This is a genomic window from Streptomyces sp. CLCI03 (assembly GCF_053615355.1).
Genome location: NZ_CM132132.1, coordinates 6811876 through 6832415 on the forward strand (window position 1 = coordinate 6811876; position 20540 = coordinate 6832415).

23 protein-coding genes are annotated in these 20540 nt (G+C 72.1%); 11 read left to right on the top strand and 12 right to left on the bottom strand.

The genetic code is table 11. From position 1 onward, the window contains the following. Positions 1 to 30: 30 nt before the first annotated feature. Both ACWG52_RS31515 and ACWG52_RS31520 read right to left on the bottom strand, forming a co-directional pair. A complete protein-coding gene (locus ACWG52_RS31515; protein WP_389808461.1) occupies positions 31 to 1056 on the bottom strand; it encodes a hemolysin family protein in 1026 nt (341 codons plus the stop codon). Continuing rightward, positions 1053 to 2387 carry a hemolysin family protein gene (locus tag ACWG52_RS31520; protein WP_389808464.1) on the bottom strand — a complete coding sequence of 445 codons (1335 nt, stop codon included), beginning with the start codon at positions 2385 to 2387 and terminating at the stop codon, positions 1053 to 1055. The genes ACWG52_RS31515 and ACWG52_RS31520 overlap by 4 nt, the downstream gene beginning before the upstream one ends. A gap of 206 nt (positions 2388 to 2593) precedes the next feature. Here ACWG52_RS31520 and ACWG52_RS31525 point away from each other — a divergent pair, with 206 nt between their 5' ends. Beyond that, positions 2594 to 3076 carry a GNAT family N-acetyltransferase gene (locus ACWG52_RS31525; protein ID WP_389808467.1) on the top strand — a complete coding sequence of 161 codons (483 nt, stop codon included), beginning with the start codon at positions 2594 to 2596 and terminating at the stop codon, positions 3074 to 3076. Then, positions 3073 to 3624: a DinB family protein gene (locus ACWG52_RS31530; RefSeq protein WP_389808469.1), complete on the top strand. Its 552-nt coding sequence runs from the start codon at positions 3073 to 3075 to the stop codon at positions 3622 to 3624. Before ACWG52_RS31525 ends, ACWG52_RS31530 begins: the two co-directional genes overlap by 4 nt. A gap of 45 nt (positions 3625 to 3669) precedes the next feature. On the opposite strand, the gene bioD is transcribed toward ACWG52_RS31530, so the two are convergent. The 3 genes from bioD to bioB are packed head-to-tail and all read right to left on the bottom strand — an operon-like array spanning position 3670 to position 6995. Beyond that, positions 3670 to 4428, bottom strand: coding sequence for a dethiobiotin synthase (gene bioD, locus ACWG52_RS31535; RefSeq protein WP_389808472.1), 759 nt, complete (start codon positions 4426 to 4428; stop codon positions 3670 to 3672). A 1-nt stretch (position 4429) separates the two neighbouring features. Next, a complete protein-coding gene (locus ACWG52_RS31540) occupies positions 4430 to 5752 on the bottom strand; it encodes an adenosylmethionine--8-amino-7-oxononanoate transaminase (RefSeq protein WP_390169122.1) in 1323 nt (440 codons plus the stop codon). Continuing rightward, positions 5745 to 6995, bottom strand: coding sequence for a biotin synthase BioB (gene bioB / locus ACWG52_RS31545; RefSeq protein ID WP_389808477.1), 1251 nt, complete (start codon positions 6993 to 6995; stop codon positions 5745 to 5747). Before bioB ends, ACWG52_RS31540 begins: the two co-directional genes overlap by 8 nt. Before the next feature lie 157 nt (positions 6996 to 7152). Between bioB and ACWG52_RS31550 the strand changes: the two genes are divergently transcribed. Continuing rightward, entirely contained in the window at positions 7153 to 8334 is a 1182-nt protein-coding gene (locus ACWG52_RS31550) for an 8-amino-7-oxononanoate synthase (RefSeq protein ID WP_389808479.1), read from the top strand. A gap of 97 nt (positions 8335 to 8431) precedes the next feature. Here ACWG52_RS31550 and ACWG52_RS31555 read toward each other — a convergent pair whose 3' ends face one another. Both ACWG52_RS31555 and ACWG52_RS31560 read right to left on the bottom strand, forming a co-directional pair. After that, positions 8432 to 8653: a DUF397 domain-containing protein gene (locus ACWG52_RS31555; RefSeq protein ID WP_453126603.1), complete on the bottom strand. Its 222-nt coding sequence runs from the start codon at positions 8651 to 8653 to the stop codon at positions 8432 to 8434. A 12-nt stretch (positions 8654 to 8665) separates the two neighbouring features. After that, a complete protein-coding gene (locus tag ACWG52_RS31560; protein ID WP_033220933.1) occupies positions 8666 to 9550 on the bottom strand; it encodes a helix-turn-helix domain-containing protein in 885 nt (294 codons plus the stop codon). Positions 9551 to 9746: 196 nt separating this feature from the next. Between ACWG52_RS31560 and ACWG52_RS31565 the strand changes: the two genes are divergently transcribed. Then, entirely contained in the window at positions 9747 to 10196 is a 450-nt protein-coding gene (locus ACWG52_RS31565) for an ATP-binding protein (protein WP_389808484.1), read from the top strand. 15 nt (positions 10197 to 10211) lie between these two features. Here the strand turns inward: ACWG52_RS31565 and ACWG52_RS31570 are convergent, their stop codons facing one another. Next, on the bottom strand, positions 10212 to 10604 hold the full coding sequence (locus tag ACWG52_RS31570) for a VOC family protein (RefSeq protein WP_386234063.1): 393 nt from the start codon (positions 10602 to 10604) through the stop codon (positions 10212 to 10214). A gap of 312 nt (positions 10605 to 10916) precedes the next feature. On the opposite strand from ACWG52_RS31570, the gene ACWG52_RS31575 reads away from it, so the two are divergent. The 7 genes from ACWG52_RS31575 to ACWG52_RS31605 all read left to right on the top strand — a co-directional run bounded on the left by ACWG52_RS31575 (position 10917) and on the right by ACWG52_RS31605 (position 17397). Next, the gene (locus ACWG52_RS31575) at positions 10917 to 11219 is read left to right on the top strand and encodes an urease subunit gamma (protein WP_030011137.1); all 303 of its coding nucleotides are present in this window, start codon (positions 10917 to 10919) and stop codon (positions 11217 to 11219) included. A 16-nt stretch (positions 11220 to 11235) separates the two neighbouring features. Next, positions 11236 to 11547: an urease subunit beta gene (locus ACWG52_RS31580; protein ID WP_033220939.1), complete on the top strand. Its 312-nt coding sequence runs from the start codon at positions 11236 to 11238 to the stop codon at positions 11545 to 11547. After that, the gene (locus ACWG52_RS31585) at positions 11540 to 13261 is read left to right on the top strand and encodes an urease subunit alpha (RefSeq protein ID WP_390135601.1); all 1722 of its coding nucleotides are present in this window, start codon (positions 11540 to 11542) and stop codon (positions 13259 to 13261) included. Before ACWG52_RS31580 ends, ACWG52_RS31585 begins: the two co-directional genes overlap by 8 nt. A 60-nt stretch (positions 13262 to 13321) precedes the next feature. Further along, on the top strand, positions 13322 to 13996 hold the full coding sequence (locus ACWG52_RS31590; protein WP_033220943.1) for an urease accessory protein UreF: 675 nt from the start codon (positions 13322 to 13324) through the stop codon (positions 13994 to 13996). 46 nt (positions 13997 to 14042) lie between these two features. Beyond that, complete coding sequence (gene ureG / locus ACWG52_RS31595) at positions 14043 to 14738, top strand: urease accessory protein UreG (RefSeq protein ID WP_390135603.1); 696 nt, start codon at positions 14043 to 14045, stop codon at positions 14736 to 14738. Continuing rightward, positions 14735 to 15541, top strand: coding sequence for an urease accessory protein UreD (locus ACWG52_RS31600; RefSeq protein WP_453126608.1), 807 nt, complete (start codon positions 14735 to 14737; stop codon positions 15539 to 15541). Before ureG ends, ACWG52_RS31600 begins: the two co-directional genes overlap by 4 nt. Before the next feature lie 182 nt (positions 15542 to 15723). After that, positions 15724 to 17397, top strand: coding sequence for an alpha/beta hydrolase (locus ACWG52_RS31605; RefSeq protein ID WP_389808499.1), 1674 nt, complete (start codon positions 15724 to 15726; stop codon positions 17395 to 17397). A gap of 28 nt (positions 17398 to 17425) precedes the next feature. Here ACWG52_RS31605 and ACWG52_RS31610 read toward each other — a convergent pair whose 3' ends face one another. The 4 genes from ACWG52_RS31610 to ACWG52_RS31625 form a co-directional block, all read right to left on the bottom strand. Beyond that, complete coding sequence (locus tag ACWG52_RS31610) at positions 17426 to 18136, bottom strand: lysophospholipid acyltransferase family protein (protein WP_389808502.1); 711 nt, start codon at positions 18134 to 18136, stop codon at positions 17426 to 17428. A gap of 86 nt (positions 18137 to 18222) precedes the next feature. Next, entirely contained in the window at positions 18223 to 18381 is a 159-nt protein-coding gene (locus ACWG52_RS31615) for a hypothetical protein (protein ID WP_030719054.1), read from the bottom strand. A gap of 32 nt (positions 18382 to 18413) precedes the next feature. Then, on the bottom strand, positions 18414 to 19376 hold the full coding sequence (locus ACWG52_RS31620) for a cytochrome c oxidase assembly protein (RefSeq protein ID WP_033220950.1): 963 nt from the start codon (positions 19374 to 19376) through the stop codon (positions 18414 to 18416). 105 nt (positions 19377 to 19481) lie between these two features. Further along, positions 19482 to 20507 carry a 6-phosphofructokinase gene (locus ACWG52_RS31625; RefSeq protein WP_266358931.1) on the bottom strand — a complete coding sequence of 342 codons (1026 nt, stop codon included), beginning with the start codon at positions 20505 to 20507 and terminating at the stop codon, positions 19482 to 19484. Positions 20508 to 20540 lie beyond the last annotated feature (33 nt).

Here is a 20540-nt window from a genome sequence, read left to right on the forward strand (position 1 = left end):
GCAGGGCCGGGGACCGCACACCTCGAACGATCACATGGAGGGGGGCCTGCCGAACAGCTCCCGCAGCACGTCCTCCATCGTCACCAGGCCCGTCATGGCGCCGTCCGCCCCGAGCACCGCCGCCAGGTGCGTACGGCTGCGCCGCATCGCGGTCAGGGCGTCGTCCAACGGGGTCTCCGCCCGCACCTGCGCGATCGGTCGCAGCGCCGACACCGGGAACGGCTCGTCCCGTTCCTCGTCGTCCACGTCCAGGACGTCCTTCACGTGCAGGTAGCCCAGGATCTTGTGCTCCGCGTCGATCACCGGGAACCGGGAGTACCCGGAGTCGGCCGACAGCAGCTCCAGCCCGCCCGGGGTGATGCCCTCGCGGGCCGTCACCACCCGGTCCGCCGGCAGCACCACGTCGGTCACCGGACGCCGGCCCAGTTCCAGGGCGTCGTGCAGGCGCTCGCTCGCCCGGTCGTCCAGGAGCCCCGCGTCGCTGGAGTCCTTGACCATCCGGGCCAGCTCGTCGTCCGTGAAGGTCGCGCCGACCTCGTCCTTCACCTCCACCCGCAGCAGGCGCAGCAGGGTGTTGGCGAAGGCGTTGATCGTGAAGATCACCGGCCGCAGCGCCCGCGTGAGCGTCACCAGCGGTGGCCCCAGCAGCAGCGCGGTCCGCACGGGCTCGGCCAGCGCCACGTTCTTCGGCACCATCTCGCCGAAGAGCATGTGCAGGTACGTCGCCAGCGTCAGCGCCACCACGAAGGAGATCGCGTGGGTCAGGCCCGCCGGTACCCCGACCAGGTCGAACAGCGGGGTCAGCAGATGCGCGATGGCCGGCTCGGCCACCACACCCAGCACCAGGGTGCACAGCGTGATGCCCAGCTGGGCCGCCGCCATCAGCGCCGACACGTGCTCCAGGCCCCACAGGACGGCGCGGCCGCGCCGGTCGCCCTGCTCGGCGTACGGTTCGATCTGGCTGCGCCGGACCGAGATCAGCGCGAACTCCGCGCCGACGAAGAAGGCGTTGACGACCAGGGTCGCCAGGCCGATCAGCAGCTGGATGACGGTCATCGGGCCTCCTCCGTACCCTCGGCGGGTTCGGCCGGGGCGTGCAGCAGCACACGCGAGGCCCGACGCCCGACGGCGTCCACCACGTCCAGGCGCCAGCCGTTCAGTTCCATCCGGTCGCCGACCGCCGGGATCCGGCCCAGCTCGGTCGCTATCAGGCCGGCCAGGGTCTCGTACGGGCCGTCCGGCACGCGCAGCCCGATCAGCCGGAGCTGGTCGGTGCGCGCCGCGCCGTCGGCGGAGTAGAGCAGGTGCCCGGCCTCGTCCGTACCGGCCGGGGCCAGATCCGGGGTCTCGTGCGGGTCGTGCTCGTCGCGGACCTCGCCGACGACCTCCTCGACGATGTCCTCCAGCGTGGCCACGCCGGCCGTGCCGCCGTACTCGTCGATGACCACGGCCATCGTCTGCTTGCCGGACAGCCGGTCCAGCAGCCGGTCCACGGTCAGCGACTCCGGTACGAACAGGGGCTCGCGCAGCAGCTGCGACACGGGGCGGCGGCGACGCTCCGCGGCCGGCAGCGCCAGGACGTCCTTGACGTGGACGGTGCCGACGACGGTGTCGAGGCTGCCCCGGTACACCGGGAAGCGGGACAGGCCGGTGGCCAGCGTCGCGTTCGCGACGTCCTCGGCCGTGGTCTGCACGTCGAGGGCGGTGACCTGGACGCGCGGAGTCATCACGTTCTCGGCGGTCAGATCGGCGAGGTTCAGCGTACGGACGAACAGCTCGGCGGTGTCCTTCTCCAGCGCGCCGGCCTTCGCCGAGTGGCGCGCGAGGGCGACCAGCTCCTGCGGCGTGCGGGCGGAGGCCAGCTCCTCGGCCGGCTCCAGGCCGAAGCGGCGCACCATGTGGTTCGCGGTGGTGTTGAGGTGGCTGATCAGGGGCCGGAACGCCCGGCTGAAGACCCGCTGCATGGTCGCCACGCGCTTGGCGATCGCGAGCGGGGAGGAGATCGCCCAGTTCTTGGGCACCAGCTCGCCGACGACCATCAGGACGACGGTCGAGAGCGCGGTACCGAGGATCAGCGCGGCGGAGGAGGCGGTGGCGGTCGACAGGCCCATGGCCTCGAAGGGGCCCTGGAGCAGGGCGGAGATCGAGGGCTTGGAGATCATGCCGATGACCAGGCCGGTGACGGTGATGCCGAGCTGGGCGCCGGAGAGCTGGAACGTCAGGGTGCGGACGGCGGCCAAGGCGCTGTCCGCGCCGCGCTCGCCGCGCTCGACGGCTCGTTCGAGCTCGCTGCGTTCGACGGTCGTCAGCGAGAACTCGGCGGCGACGAAGACCCCGCAGACGATGCAGAGCACCAGTGCCACGACGAGCAGGAGCACCTCGGTCATCGGTCGATCACCTCCGTCCCATGATCGGCCAGGAGGCGGGGGATCGCGCGATGTTGCGAACGGGTATGTCGGGGACTGGGAGGCTCGCCCATGGGCGGACGCTCACACCTTTCACTCAAGAGGGACCTTTCACCACATGGTAAAGGACAAGCAAAGGGAACGGATCATTCTTTCGGCGGAGCGCGACCGGATGATGGGGTTCGGCCATGACTGATCTTCATATCGGCCCTGCGGCGACCACCGACCTGGCCGCGGTCCTGGACTTCTGGAAGGCCGCCGCGGAGGGAACGAGTATCAGCGACGATCTCGCCGGGGTCGAGCGTCTGCACGACCGGGACCCCGGGGCGTTGCTCCTCGCCCGGCGCGACGGGGAACTCGTCGGCACGGTGATCGCCGGATTCGACGGATGGCGCTGCCACCTCTACCGGCTCGCCGTGCATCCGGGGCACCGCAGGCAAGGCGTCGGGGCCGCGCTGCTGTCCGCCGCGGAGGAGCGGTTCGTGGCGCTCGGCGGGCGCCGGGGGGACGCGATGGTGCTGGACCGCAACGAGCGGGCGCACCGGGTGTGGGACGCGGTGGGCTACCGGCCCCAGGAGCAGTGGACGCGCTGGGTCAAGCCGCTCGGTCCGTCACCCGCAGGCCGCGCCGTCGGCGCCGTCGGCGTCGCCGATCAAGGTTCGCGGCCATGACCGATCCCACCGCGGAGGCCTGGCCGGAACCGCCCCTCGCCGGCACCGAGGCGGCGGCCGTCCTCGGCGCACTCGAACGCCAACGGGCCACCTCGGCCTGGAAGTGCTCCGGCCTGGACGCCGCCGGCCTGCGCGCCACACTCGGCACGTCCACGATCACTCTCGGCGGCCTCCTCAAGCACCTGGCGCACGTGGAGGACAGTCACTTCGCCCGGCTGTGGCTCGGCTCCCCGGTCGGTGCTCCCTGGGACGCGGTCGACTGGGAGAGCACCCCCGACTGGGACCACCGCTCCGCCGCCGAGGACACGCCGGAGGCGCTCCACGCCCTCTGGCGGGGAGCGGTCGCCCGCTCCCGCGCCATCGTCGACGAGGCGCTCGGCGCGGGTGGGCTGGACCAACTCGGTGCCCACACCACCCGGAGCGGCGAACGCCCCAACCTCCGGCGCGTCCTTCTCGACCTCGTCGAGGAGTACGCGCGCCACGCCGGCCACGCCGACCTCATCCGTGAGTCCGTCGACGGACTCACCGGGGAGGACCCGCCGCGGTGAAGCCGCTCTGCGCCCGCCCGGCGCCCCCGTCGCCCGCCCCGCGCCTCAGACGCCGGCGGGGTCGGGGGTGGCCGGGACGTAGGGCGGCGGGGCCCACGTGGAGAGGAAGGAATCCACCGCCCAGGTGCCCGAGAGTGACGGGGCCAGCCAGGTCGGGGCCGACGCGCGGAACCGGTCCGGCGTGAGGGTTCCCGAACCCTCCGGGACCGCCCCCAGCAGCGGCAGTCCCGAGGACTTCGTGAGGTCCGCCAGGTTGCAGCGGGCCGCCAGATCCGGGATCCGCGGCCAACTGCCGACCACCACACCCGACCCGATCAGGTCCCGGGCCCGCAGCGCCTCCGCCGCGAGGGTGGTGGAGCTGAGCGTGCCGAGACCCGCCTGGGCGACGAGCAGCGTCGGCGCGCCGAGCAGGCGGGCCGCGTCGGCCAGCGTGTGGCCCGCCTCGTCGAAGCGCACGAGCAGTCCGCCCGCGCCCTCCACCAGGACCAGGTCATGGTCCTGCGAAAGCCGCTGCGCGGCCTCCGCGATCTGCGCCGGGGAGAGCGTCGCCAGTCCCGAGCGCCGGGCCGCCGTGTCCGGGGCCAAGGGCTCCGGATAGCGGGCCAGTTCCACCGCCGTGACGGAGGGGCCGGCCAGTCGGACCGCCTCCGCGGCGTCCCCCGGCTCCTGCGGGCCGACACCCGTCTGCGCGGGCTTGAGCACGGCCACCGAGCGGCCGGCGGCCACCGCGGCGGCCGCGATCGCCGACGTGACCACCGTCTTGCCGATCTCGGTGCCCGTGCCGGACACCATCAATACGGACATCTCAACCTTCCTGCGCCGCCGCGCACACCGCACGGCAGATCCGGGCCACGTCCTCGTCGCCGGTCACGAACGGCGGCATGACATAGATCAGGTCCCGGAACGGGCGCACCCACACGCCCTCGCGCACCGCCGCCCAGGTGGCCGCCGGCACGTCGATCTCGTGGTCGAGCTGGACCACGCCGATGGCGCCCAGGACGCGTACGTCGTTCACCCCGGGGATGGTCCAAGCCGCCGCCAGGCCCTCGCGCAGCCCCGCCTCGATCCGCTTGACGTCCGTCGCCCAGTCCTGACCGAGCAGCAGCTCGATCGAGGCCAGGGCCACGGCCGTGGCCAGCGGGTTGCCCATGAAGGTCGGCCCGTGCGCCAGCACCGGGACCTCGCCCTGCGAGATGCCGTCCGCCACCCGCGGCGTGCACAGCGTGGCCGCCAGCGTGAGGTAGCCGCCGGTCAGCGACTTGCCCAGGCACATCACGTCCGGGGTGATCCCCGCGTGGTCGGCCGCGAAGAGCGCGCCCGTACGGCCGAAGCCCGTGGCGATCTCGTCCAGGATCAGCAGGACCCCGTACTCGTCGCACAGCTCGCGCAGTACCCGCAGGTGGCCCGGGTGGTGGAAGCGCATACCGCCCGCACCCTGCACCACCGGCTCCACGATGACCGCGGCCAGCTCGTCCGCGTGCGCCGAGATCGTGGCGCGCAGGTGGTCGGCGTACGCCGGGTCCACGGGCGTGTCGAAACCGGCGGGCGGCGCGTCCGCGAAGACCTGCCGCGGCAGGTGACCCTGCCACAGCTCGTGCATCCCGCCGTCGGGGTCGCACACCGCCATCGGCTGCCAGGTGTCCCCGTGGTAGCCACCGCGCCAGGTCAGCAGCCGGGTCTTGCCCGTCCGCCCCAGCGAACGCCAGTACTGGAGGCACATCTTGACCGCGACCTCGACGGACACCGAGCCCGAGTCGGAGAGGAAGACGTGCTCCAGCCCCGGCGGGGTGATCTCGACGAGCTTGGCGGCGAGCCGGACGGCGGGCTCATGGGTGAGCCCGCCGAACATCACGTGCGACATCCGGCCCAGCTGCGCGGTGGCGGCCTCGTTGAGCACCGGGTGGTTGTAGCCGTGGATGGCCGACCACCAGGAGGACATGCCGTCGACCAGCTCTTCGTGACCGTGTCCCTGGGACGGGTCGGCGAGCCGCAGCCGCACCCCCGAGGCGGAGGCGATGACCAGCGGCTCCTGCCGCCCGGGCATCGGGCCGTACGGGTGCCAGACGTGCTGCCGGTCCAGCGCGAGCAGTTCCGCGCCGGCCGACAGGGGGCCGAGCTGATCAGGCATTGGGGGCGACGTCCGTCCCCGCGCCGCGTCGGCGCACCGCCACCAGCTCCGGGCGGACCTCGCCGGCCTCGGCCTGGACCGGTGCGGACGTCCGGGCCGCCGGCGCGTGGCCGGAGCAGCCGCCGCACGCCGAGCCGCAGCCCGCGGCCTCGTCGCCCTCGGCGGGCGCGCCCGAACCGCAGAGCGAGGCGCCGCCGTTCGAACCGCAGCCCCCACCGGTGGCGGCGGCCGCGATGTCGGAGCGGTGCGCGGGAAGGGTCGACGTACCGGCGCCCTCCACCTCGAAACCGGCGTCCGCGATCATGTCGAGGTCGGCCTGACCGGCCTGGCCCTCACTGGTCAGGTAGTCGCCGAGGAAGATCGAGTTGACGATGTGCAGGGCCAGCGGCTGCATCGAGCGCAGGTGCACCTCGCGCCCGCCGGCGAGGCGGACCTCGACGTCGGGGCAGACGAACCGTGCCATCGCCAGGATGCGCAGGCAGCGCTGCGGGGTGAGGTTCCACTCCTTGGCCAGCGGGGTGCCCTCGAACGGGATCAGGAAGTTGACCGGCACCGAGTCCGCGTCCAGCTCGCGCAACGAGAAGACGACGTCGACGAGGTCCTCGTCGCTCTCGCCCATGCCCGCGATCAGACCGGAGCACGCGGACAGACCGGCGCCGTGCGCCTTCTGCACCGTGTCGACGCGGTCGGCGTAGGTGTGGGTCTTGGTGATCTGCCCGTACGTCGCTTCGGACGTGTTGAGGTTGTGGTTGTAGGCGTCCGCGCCCGCGTCCCGCAGTCGCTCCGCCTGGCCGTCCGAGAGCAGGCCGAGGCACGCGCAGACCTCGACGCCCTCGTTCTGCTCCTTGATCGCCGCGATGGTCTTGCCGACGCGGTCCACGTCCCGGTCCGTCGGCCCGCGGCCGCTGGCGACCAGGCAGACCCGCTTGGCGCCACCCGCGACTCCGGCGGCGGCGGCCTGGGAGGCCTCCTCGGGCTTCAGCCAGGTGTACTTGAGGATCCCGGCCGTCGATCCCAGGCGCTGGGAACAGTAGGAGCAGTCCTCGGGGCACAGGCCCGACTTCAGGTTGACCAGGTAGTTCAGCTTGACGCGACGCCCGAACCACTGGCGGCGCACCTTGCCGGCGGCGGCCACCACGTCGAGCAGTTCGTCGTCAGAAGTCGCCAGTACGGCGAGCGCTTCTTCGCGGGTCGGCAGCTCGCGCCGCAGCCCCTTGTCCACCAGGGTGTTCAGCAGGTCCATGGACCAGATCCTGTCCCACACCCCCGCTCCCGGCCAAGGAGAGATCGCACAACATGGCCGGATGGGTGTGTGTGTATCACCACACCTGGCGCAGCGGTCACGCGAGCTAGGGTCGGGGCAGGTCTGTGGACTGCCGACAAAACACGAGGACGTGCCGATGCCCCAGCTCACTCCCGACCCGGTGGACGTCTTCGCGTGGATCGACGACGCGGAGCGCGCGCGGGAGGAGGCCGGCCTCGTCCGCACCCTGCGCCCCCGGCCGTCCGTGTCGCCGCTGCTGGACCTCGCGAGCAACGACTACCTCGGTCTGTCCCTGCACCCCGAGACCGTCCGCGGGGCGCAGGAGGCGGCAGAGACCTGGGGCGCCGGAGCCACCGGTTCGCGGCTCGTGACCGGCACCACCGAGCTGCACACCGAACTGGAGCGGGAGCTCGCCGCCTTCTGCGGCTTCGAGGCCGCGCTCGTCCTGTCCTCCGGCTACGCCGCCAATCTGGCCGCGGTCACCGCGCTCAGCGGCCGGGGGACGCTGGTCGTGTCCGACGCCGGGAACCATGCCTCGATCGTCGACGGATGCCGGCTCTCGCGCGCCGGGACCGCCGTGGTCCCGCACGCCGACCCGGACACCGCGCGCAAGACGCTCGCCGCGCACGAGGGCCGGGCGCTGCTGGTCAGCGACTCGGTGTTCTCCGTGGACGGGGACGCCGCCCCGCTGGCCGAGTACGCCGCCGCCTGCCGGGACGAGGGCGCCGCCCTGGTCGTCGACGACGCCCACGGGCTGGGCGTGCTGGGCGAGGGCGGCCGGGGCGCGCTGCACGCCGCCGGGCTCGCGGGGGCGCCCTACGTGGTCGCCACCTTGACCCTCTCGAAGTCCTTGGGCAGCCAGGGCGGGGCCGTGCTCGGTCCGGCCAAGGTGATCAGGCACCTGGTCAACACCGCGCGCACCTTCATCTTCGACACCGGACTGGCCCCGGCCGCCGCCGGAGCGGCGCTGGCGAGCCTGCGCCTGCTCCGGCGGGAACCGGAGCGCGCGGACCGCGCCCGCGAGGTGGCCGCCCAGCTGTACGGGCGACTCACCGCGTCCGGCCTGACCGCGGCCCGGCCGGACGCGGCCGTGGTGTCGGTACGGGCCCCCTCGGCGTCGACGGCACTGCGCTGGGCCGCCGACTGCCGCGAGGCGGGACTGTTCGTGGGGTGCTTCCGTCCGCCGTCGGTGCCGGACGGCATCTCCCGGCTGCGGCTGACCGCCCGGGCCGATCTCACGGGGGACGAGATCGATCGGGCGGTCGGGACGATCCTGGCGACCGCACCCGCCGGAGCCACGGACGGCCGGGGCCGGTAGGCCGTAGCGGCCGAAGTCCTGGGCGTTCGGGGTTTCCGGGCGGTACCGGTCGCTCCCGGGGTGTTCCCGGTCGGTGTCCGGGTGGTCCCGGGCCGGGCTACGCGTGCACGTCGGCCCGTACCGAGGCGAGGAAGCCGGTCCAGGCGGATCCGGTGAAGAGCACGGCCGGGCCGTCCGTCCGCTTGGAGTCACGGACGGCCAGCAGACCGCCGTCCAGGACTGCCGCTTCCACGCAGTTGTTCATTCCGGTGCTGCGGCTGCTCCGCCGCCACCGCGCGCTGATCCGAAGTCCGCCGGGAGATAACGGGGTTGCGGACACGGGGGTGCCTCCTTACGCGTCGTCAGCGAGTGAGCTGATGAGATCCGACGAGTCCTGGGGCGGGAGGGCGTGCGCCTGGATGGTGCGGAACGCGGCGCCGTACGCCTCAAGGTCTTCCTTCCGCTCCAGATAGAGGCTACTCGTCAAATGGTCGAGTACCACCACATCCAGATCAGCGATGTCCGGAAATGAAAAAATAACGAACGGTCCGGTCAGGCCGAGATGCCCTCCGACGCTGAACGGAAGCACCTGCAGGCGCACTTGAGGCAGCCTCGACACCTCCGCCAGATGTCGCAATTGCTCGGCCATCACCCCGGGCCCGCCGATCTGACGGCGCAGCACCGCCTCGTCCAGTACGGCGCTGAGCTCCAGCGGCGGATCGGCCCGCAGCACCGTCTGCCGGGCCAACCGTACGTCGACCAGCGCGTCCACCTTCGGCTCCGGAAGCCCGCCCAGCGCCGCCCGGGTCACGGCCCGCGCGTACTCCGGGGTCTGCAGCAGACCCGGCACCACGGACAGCTCCACGGTGCGGGCCGACCGCGCCCCGGCCTCCAGGCTGATGAAGTCCCGGTACTCCTGCGGCAGGAGCCCCCGGTAGTCGTGCCACCACTGGCGGCCGCGCCCGGTGTCGCCCGCCGGACCGGGGCCGGCGGCCGAGGCCGACAGCGCCTCCAGCAGCGCGCGCTGCTCGGGGCTGACGATCTCCCCGTAGGCATCGAGGAGGAGCCGGATGTCCTCCGGCTTCACGCCGCTGCGGCCCGTCTCGATACGGCTGATCTTCGATTGGTGCCACCCCATGATCCGGGCCGCCTCACCACTGGTGAGTCCGGACCGGTCGCGTAGGGCACGCAGTTCCTCGCCGAGCTTGCGTCGGCGCACCGCGGGACCGTGCTGCACACCCGCCTCCTTCCACCGGCACAGCTCGCACCAGTTTGCCGTCCAAATACGCTCTTCCGTAGCAGAGTTCACCGCATCGAGCGACAGATATATGCATATCTTGGGGGAAAGGCAGATGTGACGGCACGATGGGTGGCACTCTGGCGTCCAGCACAGATCCGGGGCTTTTCGCCCCGGTGGGAAAGGGACCGTCGCCATGGCAGATCACCAGGAAGCATCCGTCACTCTGCCGAGCGATCCCGCCTCGGTCGCCACTGCCCGACGCTACGTCGCGGAGGTGCTGAGCGAGTGGGGACTCCCCGATGACGCCGACACCGCCGACAGCGTCCGGCTGATCGTCTCGGAGCTCGCCACCAACGCCGTGCAGCACACCTTCGGCCAGTCGCCCACCTTCACCGTCGACATCCGCCTGGAGCGCCAGGAGTGGTTGCGCGTCGGGGTGACCGACAGCCACCCGCGCTGGCCCAAGCGGCTCCCGGCCGCCGTCCAGCAGGACAACGGCCGGGGCATGGTGATCATCCGCTGGCTGACCGCGGAGGCGGGCGGCCGGCTCTCGGTCACCCCGACCGAGGACGGCGGCAAGACGGTGTGGATCGCGCTGCCCTGGGCCGTCGGCGCCCCGGCGCGGAGCGTCTTCGGCCGCTGACCTGCCGGGGACGGCTCAGAGCAGGCCGCGTTCGCCCGCGCTGCGCTCGATGCACAGCTCGTTGCCCTCGGGGTCGGCGAGTACGACCCAGCCCGCCACGCCGTCCGCGTCGCGGCGGTCGTCGACGAGCTTCGCGCCGAGGCCGATCAGGCGCTCCACGGTCTCGTCCCGGGTGCCCGTGGACGGCTGGATGTCCAAGTGGACCCGGTTCTTGACGGACTTGGCGTCCGGGACCCGGATGAAGAGCAGCCCCGGCACCCCGGGCCGGCCGGGCTCCAGCATGACCTCGTCGTCCCCCTCCACGTCGTCGGGGTGGAACGTGTAGCCGGTCACCGCGGACCAGAACTCGGCGACCCGGTAGGGGTCGAGGGCGTCGAAGGTGATGTGTCGGACGGGATTGATGAACATCTGTCTCCTCGGGGGCGTCCGCGTGCGGAGCCGTATACGGAATCGGGCGCGTGGGGCACCGGAGTTGAACCGGGTACCTGCCGGAAACGTGGGTTAACTCAGCGGAAAAGCGCAGCGCTTAGCGTGGCGGCCACGTTCGACCGCCAATGATCACCCATGATCCGGTAAAGCGGCGGTGGTCGGGGCGGAAAGCCTTTCCCAGTGTTGGGCAAGACTCGCTTGGTTCGGATATGCGCAGGTCAACAAAGTGTTGAAGGCCGATAGGGTCGCCCCGCCCCTTGTTGATCTTGTCCCGGAAGCTTGGTGATACACGTGCAACTGACACCGCACGAGCAGGAGAGACTGCTCATCCACGTGGCCGCCGACGTGGCCGAGAAACGGAGGGCGCGCGGGGTCCGCCTCAACCATCCGGAGGCGATCGCGCTGATCACGTCGCACCTCCTGGAGGGTGCCCGTGACGGCCGGACCGTGGCCGAGCTGATGGCCTCGGGCCGCACCGTCCTGACCCGCGAGGAGGTCATGGAGGGGATCCCCGAGATGATCCACGACGTCCAGGTCGAGGCGACCTTCCCGGACGGCACCAAGCTCGTCACCGTCCACGACCCGATCGTCTGAAACGGAGTACCCCCGCATGATCCCCGGCGAAATCGCCTACGGGGACGGCCCGGTGCTCCTCAACGAGGGCCGTCCCGTCACCCGCCTCACCGTGCTCAACGCCGCCGACCGGCCCGTCCAGGTCGGCTCCCACTACCACTTCGCCGAAGCCAACCCCGGCCTCGACTTCGACCGCGCCGCCGCCCACGGGCTCCGGCTCAACGTCGCCGCCGGTACCGCCGTCCGCTTCGAGCCGGGCATCCCGGTCGCGGTGGAACTCGTCCCCCTGGGGGGCTCGCGCACCGTGCCCGGACTGCGCGGCGAGACCGGAGGACCGCTCGATGGCTGAGCTCTCGCGCCAGGTGTACGCCGACCTCTTCGGGCCGACCGTCGGAGACCGGATCCGCCTCGCCGACACCGACCTCTTCGTCGAGATCGAGCAGGACCTCGGCGGCGGCCCCGGGCGGGCCGGCGACGAGGCCGTCTTCGGCGGCGGCAAGGTGATCCGTGAATCCATGGGGCAGGCCCGCACCACGCGGGCCGAGGGCGCCCCCGACACCGTGATCACCGGCGTCGTCGTCCTCGACCACTGGGGCATCGTCAAGGCAGACCTCGGCATCCGCGACGGCCGGATCTGCGGCATCGGCAAGGCCGGCAACCCCGACACCATGGACGGGGTCGATCCCGCACTGGTCATCGGCCCCGAGACCGAGATCATCGCCGGCAACGGGAAGATCGTCACTGCCGGCGCCATCGACGCCCACGTCCACTTCATCTCCCCGACGGTCATCGAGGAGGCGCTCGCCTCCGGGATCACCACCCTCGTCGGCGGCGGCACCGGACCGGCCGAAGGCACCAAGGCCACCACCGTGACCCCCGGGCCCTGGCACCTGGCCCGGATGTTCGCGGCCCTGGAGGCCTACCCGGTCAACATCGGCCTGCTCGGCAAGGGCAACACCATGTCCCGCGAGGCGATGCACTCCCAGCTGCGCGGCGGCGCCCTCGGATTCAAGATCCACGAGGACTGGGGGGCCACCCCCGCCGTCATCGACGCCTGCCTCTCGGTCTGCGAGGAGACCGGCGCCCAGGTCGCCATCCACACCGACACGCTCAACGAGGCCGGATTCGTCGCCGACACCCTCGCCGCCATCGCCGGGCGGACCATCCACTCGTACCACACCGAGGGCGCGGGCGGCGGGCACGCACCCGACATCATCACCGTGGTCTCCGAGCCGAACATACTGCCCAGCTCCACCAACCCCACCCGGCCGCACACCGTCAACACCGTCGAGGAACACCTCGACATGCTGATGGTCTGCCACCACCTCAACCCGGCCGTCCCCGAGGACCTCGCCTTCGCCGAATCGCGGATCCGACCCTCGACCATCGCCGCCGAGGACGTCCTCCACGACCTCGGGGCCATCTCCATCATCTCCTCCGACTCCCAGGCCATGGGCCGGGTCGGCGAGGTCGTCCTGCGCACCTGGCAGACCGCCCACGTGATGAAGAAGCGCCGCGGCTTCCTCCCCGGCGACGGCCCCGCCGACAACCACCGGGCCCGCCGTTACGTCGCCAAGTACACGATCAACCCCGCGGTGGCCCAAGGGCTCGCCCGCGAGATCGGCTCCGTCGAGACCGGCAAACTCGCCGACCTGGTCCTGTGGAACCCGGCCTTCTTCGGGGTCAAGCCCGAACTCGTCATCAAGGGCGGCCAGATCGCCTACGCGCAGATGGGCGATGCCAACGCCTCCATCCCCACGCCGCAGCCCGTCCTGCCCCGACCCATGTTCGGCAGCCACGGCCGCGCACCCGGCCTCAACTCGCTGAACTTCACCGCCCAGGCGGCGCTCGACGACGGGCTGCCCGAACGCCTCGGGCTGGGCAAGCGGTTCGTGGCCATCGAGAGCACCCGCAAGGTCACCAAGGCCGACATGCGGGGCAACGACGCCATGCCGAGGGTCGAGGTCGACGCCGACACCTTCACGGTCACCATCGACGGGGAGCCCGTGGAACCGGCGCCCGCGGCGGAACTGCCCATGGCCCAGCGCTACTTCCTGTTCTGACCGCTCTCCGCGTCCCGACCGTCCCCACCGTTCCGACCGTTCGAGAAGAGGTCCCTGTCGATGAGCCGCGCCGCGCTGCTCGTCCTCGCCGACGGCCGCTTCCCCGCCGGGGGCCACGCCCACTCCGGCGGGGCCGAGGCCGCCTGCAAGGCGGGCCGGATCCATGACGCCGCCACCCTGGAGGACTTCTGCCGGGGCCGGCTGCACACCGCCGGCCTCACCGCCGCCGCGCTCGCCGCGGCCGCCGCCCTCGGGCTCGACCCGGCCGCCCTCGACGCCGCCGCCGACGCCCGTACCCCCTCCCCGGCGCTGCGCACCGCGGCCCGACGGCTGGGGCGGCAGCTGCTGCGGGCCGCCCGGGCCACCTGGCCCGCCGCCGAACTGGAGGCCCTGGCCGCGGCGTTCCCGCGCGGGGCCCACCAGCCCGTGGTGCTCGGCGTCACCGCCCGGGCGGCCGGCCTCGGGCCGTCGGACGCCGCGCACGTGGCGGCGTACGAGAGCGTCGGCGGGCCCGCCACGGCGACCGTACGGCTGCTGGGCCTGGACCCCTTCGAGGCGAGCGGCGTACTGGCCCGACTCGCCCCCGAACTCGACGCCGTCGCCGCCGAGGCGGAGCGGGCCGCGCTGCGCGCCCGCTCCCAGGGCCCGCAGGCGCTGCCCGCGGCCTCCTCGCCGCTGCTGGACATCTCGGCGCAGGTCCATGCCGACTGGCCGGTCCGCCTCTTCGCCTCCTGACCCCTCGACCTCCTGACCTCCTGACCTCCCGAAGGAGACACCCCCCATGCACCTCGACCACGCCGTGACCTACCCCCACCGGCACACCCACAGCGCCGACCCCCTGCGCCCCGACGGCACCCGGCGGGCGCTGCGCATCGGACTCGGCGGACCGGTGGGCTCGGGCAAGACCGCCACCGTCGCCGCCCTGTGCCGCGCGCTGCGCTCCGAGCTGTCCATGGCCGTCGTGACCAACGACATCTACACCCGCGAGGACGCCGAGTTCCTGCTCCGCGAGGCCGTGCTGCCGCCCGAGCGGATCGCCGCCGTCGAGACCGGGGCCTGCCCGCACACCGCCATCCGCGACGACATCTCCGCCAACCTGGAAGCCGTGGAGGAACTGGAGGACGCCTTCCGGGAACACGGCCGACTGGACCTGATCCTCGTCGAGTCCGGCGGGGACAACCTCACCGCCACCTTCTCCCGCGGACTCGTCGACGCCCAGATCTTCGTCATCGACGTGGCCGGCGGGGACGACATCCCCCGCAAGGGCGGCCCCGGTGTCACCACCGCCGACCTGCTCGTCGTCAACAAGACCGACCTCGCCCCGCACGTCGGCTCCGACCTCGGCCGGATGGCCCGCGACGCCGCCGAGCAGCGCGGCGAACTCCCCGTCGCCTTCCAGTCGCTGCGCGGCCCCGAAGGGGTCGGCCCGGTGGCCGCCTGGGTGCGCGAGCGGATCGCCGCCTGGTCCTCGCGGTGAACGCCGCGACCACCGAGGACATCGCGCAGGCACCACCGACGCCGCCCGCGGGCCTGCGCGCCACCGCCCGCATCCACGCCGTGGCCGACGGGCGCGGCGGCACCGCCCTGCCGCTGCTCGCCGGGGAGGGCCCCCTCGCGCTGCGCCGCACCCGCTCGTCGTCGCGGGTCGAGGCCGGGGTCATGCTGGTCGGCGCGATGAGCGCCCCGCTCGGCGGGGACCACCTCACCGTCGAGGCCACCGTCGGCCCCGGTGCGCACCTCTCCCTCGGCTCCGCCGCGGCCACCCTCGCACTGCCCGGCCGGACCGGAGCGCCCGCGCGGTACGACGTCCACCTCACCCTGGAGGACGGGGCCACGCTCCGGTGGCTGCCCGAGCCGCTGGTCTCGGTGCGCGGCAGCGACCTGAGGGTGCGCACCCGGGTCCGACTCGCCCCCACGGCGCGGCTGGTGCTGCGCGAGGAGCAGGTGCTCGGCCGCACCGGGGAGGTTCCGGGGCTGCTGCGCAGTCGCCTCGCCGTCGAGTACCGGGGGCGTCCGCTGCTGGACCAGGAACTCGCCTGCGGCCCCGGCGCGCCCGGCGGTTGGGACGGTCCGGCCGGCCTGGCCGGGCACCGGGCGCTCGGTCAACTCCTCGTCGTGGACCCCGCCTTCGCCGAGGACGCGCCCGCCGCGGCGGTCCTGGGGGAGTTCGCGGCGGTGACGCCGCTGGCCGGTCCGGCCGTCCTGGTCACGGCCCTGGCCCCGGACGCCCTGCGGGTGCGCGAACTGCTCGACGCGGCCTGCCGAACGTACGGGTGGTGAAAGCGGGACGCATCAGGCACCGCTCAGCGGTACACGCCTTTCCGGTTATCGGGTTGGCAAAGAAGTCGATCCGGCCCTGTCGCCAGGTCCCGATCAGACGACAGGATCCCCCTGCACGCCGACGACCGAACCCGACCAACCCGGCCGCCCACGGCGGTACCTGACGCAGGGGGAACAACCACGTGATACGCAACGCGGCGCTGGGGAGCGCCGCCACACTGATCACCGGCACACTCGCGGCGAGCCTGCTGCTGGCCCCGCCGGCCGCGGCGGCCTCCGCCGGCAGCGACGGCAGGCTGCCGGAGGCGCTGGGCGTTCAGATCGCCGCCGCCCGCGCCGCCCGTGCCGGGATCGACTGGAAGGACTGCCCGGCGGACTGGGGCTTCGAGAAGCCCATCCAGTGCGGCTGGGTGAAGGTTCCGCTCGACTACGCGAAGCCGTACGGCAAGACCATCGACATCGCCGTCGACCGGATCGGCAGCACGGGCACCAAGGAGGAGCGCCAGGGCGCGCTCGTCTACAACCCCGGCGGCCCCGGCGGCTCCGGCATGCGCTTCCCGCGCCGCGTCACCACCAAGAGCCCGCTGTGGGTCAACACCTCCAAGGCCTACGACTTCGTGGGCTTCGACCCCCGCGGTGTCGGCCACTCGGCGCCGATCTCCTGCATCGACCCGCAGGAGTTCGTCAAGGCCCCCAAGGCCGACCCGGTCCCGGACTCCGAGGCCGACAAGCGCGCCCAGCGCAAGCTCGCCGCCGAGTACGCGGACGGCTGCAAGGAGCGCAGCGGCGAGATGCTGCCGCACATGACCACGCCGAACACCGCGCGCGACCTCGACGTGATCCGGGCCGGCCTCGGCGAGAAGAAGCTGAACTACCTCGGCGTCTCCTACGGCACCTACCTGGGCGGGGTCTACGCGACCCTCTTCCCGACCCACGTGCGCCGCATGATCGTCGACAGCGTGGTGGACCCGTCGCAGGACAACATCTGGTACGAGGCCAACCTCGGCCAGGACGTCGCCTTCCAGATGCGCTGGAACGACTGGCAGGACTGGGTCGCCAAGAACGACGCCGTCTTCCACCTCGGCGACACCCGCGCCAAGGTCGAGGCCCGCTACCAGAAGCTGCGCGCCAAGGCCAAGGCCGCCCCGCTCGGTGGGGTCGTCGGCCCGGCCGAGCTCATCGGCTTCTTCCAGGGCGCCCCGTACTACGACTCCTCCTGGGTGCCCGTCGCCCAGACCTGGGCCGCGTACGAGGCCGGTGACGAGCAGGCGCTGATCGACGCCATCGCCCCGGACATGACGGACACCAAGGGCAACGCGGCCTCCGAGAACAGCAACGCCGTGTACACCGCCGTCGAGTGCGCCGACGCGAAGTGGCCCACCAGCTGGTCCAAGTGGGACCGGGACAACACCAAGCTGCACCAGAAGTACCCGTTCCTGACCTGGTCCAACGCGTGGATGAACCTGCCCTGCGCGACCTGGAAGGCCAAGCAGAGCACCCCGATCGCGGTCGGCGCCAAGCACGGGCTGCCGCCCGTACTGATCGTCCAGTCCGAGCGGGACGCGGCCACGCCGTACAAGGGCGCGGTCGAGCTGCACCGCCGTCTCGCCGGTTCGCGTCTGATCACCGAGAAGGGCGCCGGCTCGCACGGTGTCACCAGCCTGGTGAACCCCTGCATCAACACCCGGGTGGACAGCTACCTGCTCACCGGCAAGGTCGACGCCAAGGACGTGACGTGCGCCCCGCACGCCACCCCCGTGGCCCCGGCCCCGGCCGCGGCGAAGTCCCTGTCGTCCGACGCCCGGGCCGAGTCCTCGGCGCTCCCGGCGCCGGAGGAGCTGCCCGCCGTCCGGTAAGGACCGGCGGGAGCGAGCGGGAGAAGGCTCAGCGCGTCGTGCGCCGGGCCTTCTTCCGCTGTTCCTCCTCCTCGGCCTTGACCTCGGCCGCGTACCGGTCGACGTACTCCTGGCCGGACAGTCCGAGGATCGCGTACATGATCTCGTCGGTGACCGCCCGCAGGACCGCCCGCTCGCGCTCCATCCCGGCGTACCGGGAGAAGTCCATCGGTTCGCCGAAGCGGATCGTCACCCGCCGGATCTTCGGGATCCTCTTGCCGGGCGGCTGGATCTCGAAGGTGCCGACCATCGCGCAGGGCACCACGGGTACCCCCGCGCCCAGGGCCATCGCCGCCACCCCCACCTTGCCCTTGTAGAGCCGGCCGTCGTGCGAGCGCGTCCCCTCCGGGTAGATGCCCAGCAGCTCGTCCTTGGCCAGCACCGCCAGCCCCTCGCGCAGGGCGGCCTGCCCGGCGTCCTTGCCCGAGCGGTCCACGGGGATCTGCCCGGCACTGCGGAAGAAGGCGGCGGTCAGCCGCCCCTTGACCCCGGGTCCGGTGAAGTATTCGGCCTTCGCCAGGAAGGTGATCCGCCGCTTGAGGATCGCGGGCATCAGGAAATGGTCGGAGAAGGACAGGTGATTGCCCGCGACGATGGCGGCCCCTTCGGCCGGGATGTTCTCCAGACCCTCGATCCGAGGTCTGAACAGCAGCCGCAGCAGAGGGCCGAGCAACACGTGCTTGAGCAAGTGGTAGAACACCAGGCCGCTCCTGTCGATGTCCCGTTGTCACCGCCATTTTACGAACGGTGAGCCGCGGGACGTCAGGGGGCGGGAAGGGACCTTACTCAGACATTGCGCGTCGCGGCCATCCCGGCGGTCAGCAGCCCCAGCACCACCCAGCCGAACCACAGCCAGCCGTTGCTGCCGAGGGCCACGGAATACGCGGCGACGGCCACCAGAGCGGCGAAGGTCATGACGCACATCGCCTTAACGGATCCGGTCATGCCCCATGGTGGCGCGCGAAGCCGGTGTCGCGCTACTGGCCACGCGCTTGGAGCGACGCGAGATACGCGTTGTACGCAGCCAGCTCCTTGTCACCGCTGCGGTCCTCGGCCCGGTCGGACCGCCGCGCGGCCCGCTGCTCCGAGTGGTACCACTGGTAGACGAGGGCGATCAGGACCAGGACCGAGGGGATCTCGCTGAAGGCCCAGGCGATGCCGCCGCCCCACTGCTGGTCGAGCAGCGGGTCGATGCCGAGGGACGCCGGCGGGTTCTCGTACGTCTTGATCATCGGCTGGCTCGCCATCATCAGGGCGATGCCGAAGAAGGCGTGGAAGGGCATGCCCGCGAACAGCTCCAGCATCCGCATCACGTAGCCCGGCCGGTGCGGGCCCGGGTCGATGCCCATGATCGGCCAGAAGAAGATCAGGCCGACGGCGAGGAAGTGCACCATCATCGCGATGTGCCCGGTCCGGCTCCCCATCAGGAAGTCGAAGAGCGGGGTGAAGTACAGGGCGTAGAGGCTCGCGATGAACATCGGGATCGTGAAGGCCGGGTGCGTGATCACCTTCATGTACCGGCTGTGCAGCAGCATCAGCAGCAGTTCGCGCGGCCCCTTGTGACCGCGGGCGGCGGGCGGCAGCGCGCGCAGCGCCAGCGTCACCGGGGCGCCCAGCAGCACCAGGATCGGGGTGATCATGCTGATCACCATGTGCTGCACCATGTGCACGCTGAACATGACCATGCCGTAGTCGTTCAGCTTGGTGCACATCACGAGGATCACGGTCAGCACGCCCACGGTGAAGGCGATGGTCCGGCCCAGCGGCCAGGAGTCCCCGCGCCGGCGCAGCCGCAGCACGCCCCACCCGTACAGGGCGAGCCCGACCAGCGAGCCGATCAGGAAGAAGGCGTCGAAGGAGAACTCCAGCCCACGCCCGAGAGTGAACGGCGGCAGGTCCATGTCCATGTGCATGTCCATGCCGTGCCCGCTGTGATCCATCTGTTCACTCCCTTGACCGTGATGCCCCACCACAGTAGTGCCGCCCCCGAGCGCTCGTGCGCGCGGGGGCGGCCTGTCACAAAAGGGGCGTCACGGAAGGGGACGTCACAGAACGGTCTGCGCCTCGTCGTACCGCTCGGACGGCACCGTCTTGAGGGTCGAGGTCGCCTCCGAGAGCGGCACCATCACGATGTCCGTCCCGCGCAGCGCGGTCAGCATGCCGAACTCGCCGCGGTGCGCGGCCTCCACGGCGTGCCAGCCGAAGCGGGTGGCCAGGACCCGGTCGTACGCGGTGGGCGTGCCGCCACGCTGGACGTGGCCCAGGATCACCGGCCGGGCCTCCTTGCCCAGGCGGTTCTCCAGCTCCACGGCGAGCCGGTTGCCGATGCCGGCGAACCGCTCGTGGCCGTAGATGTCCTTGCCGCGCTCCTCGAAGTCCATCGAGCCGGGCTTGGGCTTGGCGCCCTCGGCGACCACGACGATCGCGAACCGCTTGCCCGCGGAGAACCGCTCGCCGACGATCTCCGTCAGCTCGTCGATGTCGAAGGGGCGCTCCGGGACGACGATCGCGTGCGCGCCGGCCGCCATGCCGGAGTGCAGGGCGATCCAGCCGGTGTGGCGACCCATGACCTCCACGACCATCACGCGCTGGTGGGACTCGGCGGTGGTCTTCAGCCGGTCGAGCGCCTCCGTGGCGACCCCGACGGCGGTGTCGAAGCCGAAGGTGACGTCGGTGGAGGCGATGTCGTTGTCGATGGTCTTCGGGACCCCGACGATCGGCAGACCGGCCTCGGAGAGCAGGTGCGCGGCCTTCAGGGTGCCCTCGCCGCCGATCGGGATGATCGCGTCGAGGCCGAGGTCCGCGACGTGACCGCGGGCGCGCTCCACACCGTCGCGCAGGTGCGCGGGTTGGACCCGGGAGGAGCCGAGGATGGTGCCGCCGCGGGCGAGGATGCCACCGACGGCGTCGAGGTCGAGCTTGCGGTAGTCCGCCTCCAGCAGGCCCTTCCAGCCGTCGAGGAAGCCGATCACCTCGTCGCCGTGGTCGACCACGGCGCGGTGCACGACGGAGCGGATGACGGCGTTGAGACCGGGGCAGTCGCCACCGGAAGTGAGCACACCTATGCGCATGGCAGGAACGGACCTTTGCAACGTGGGCCGACG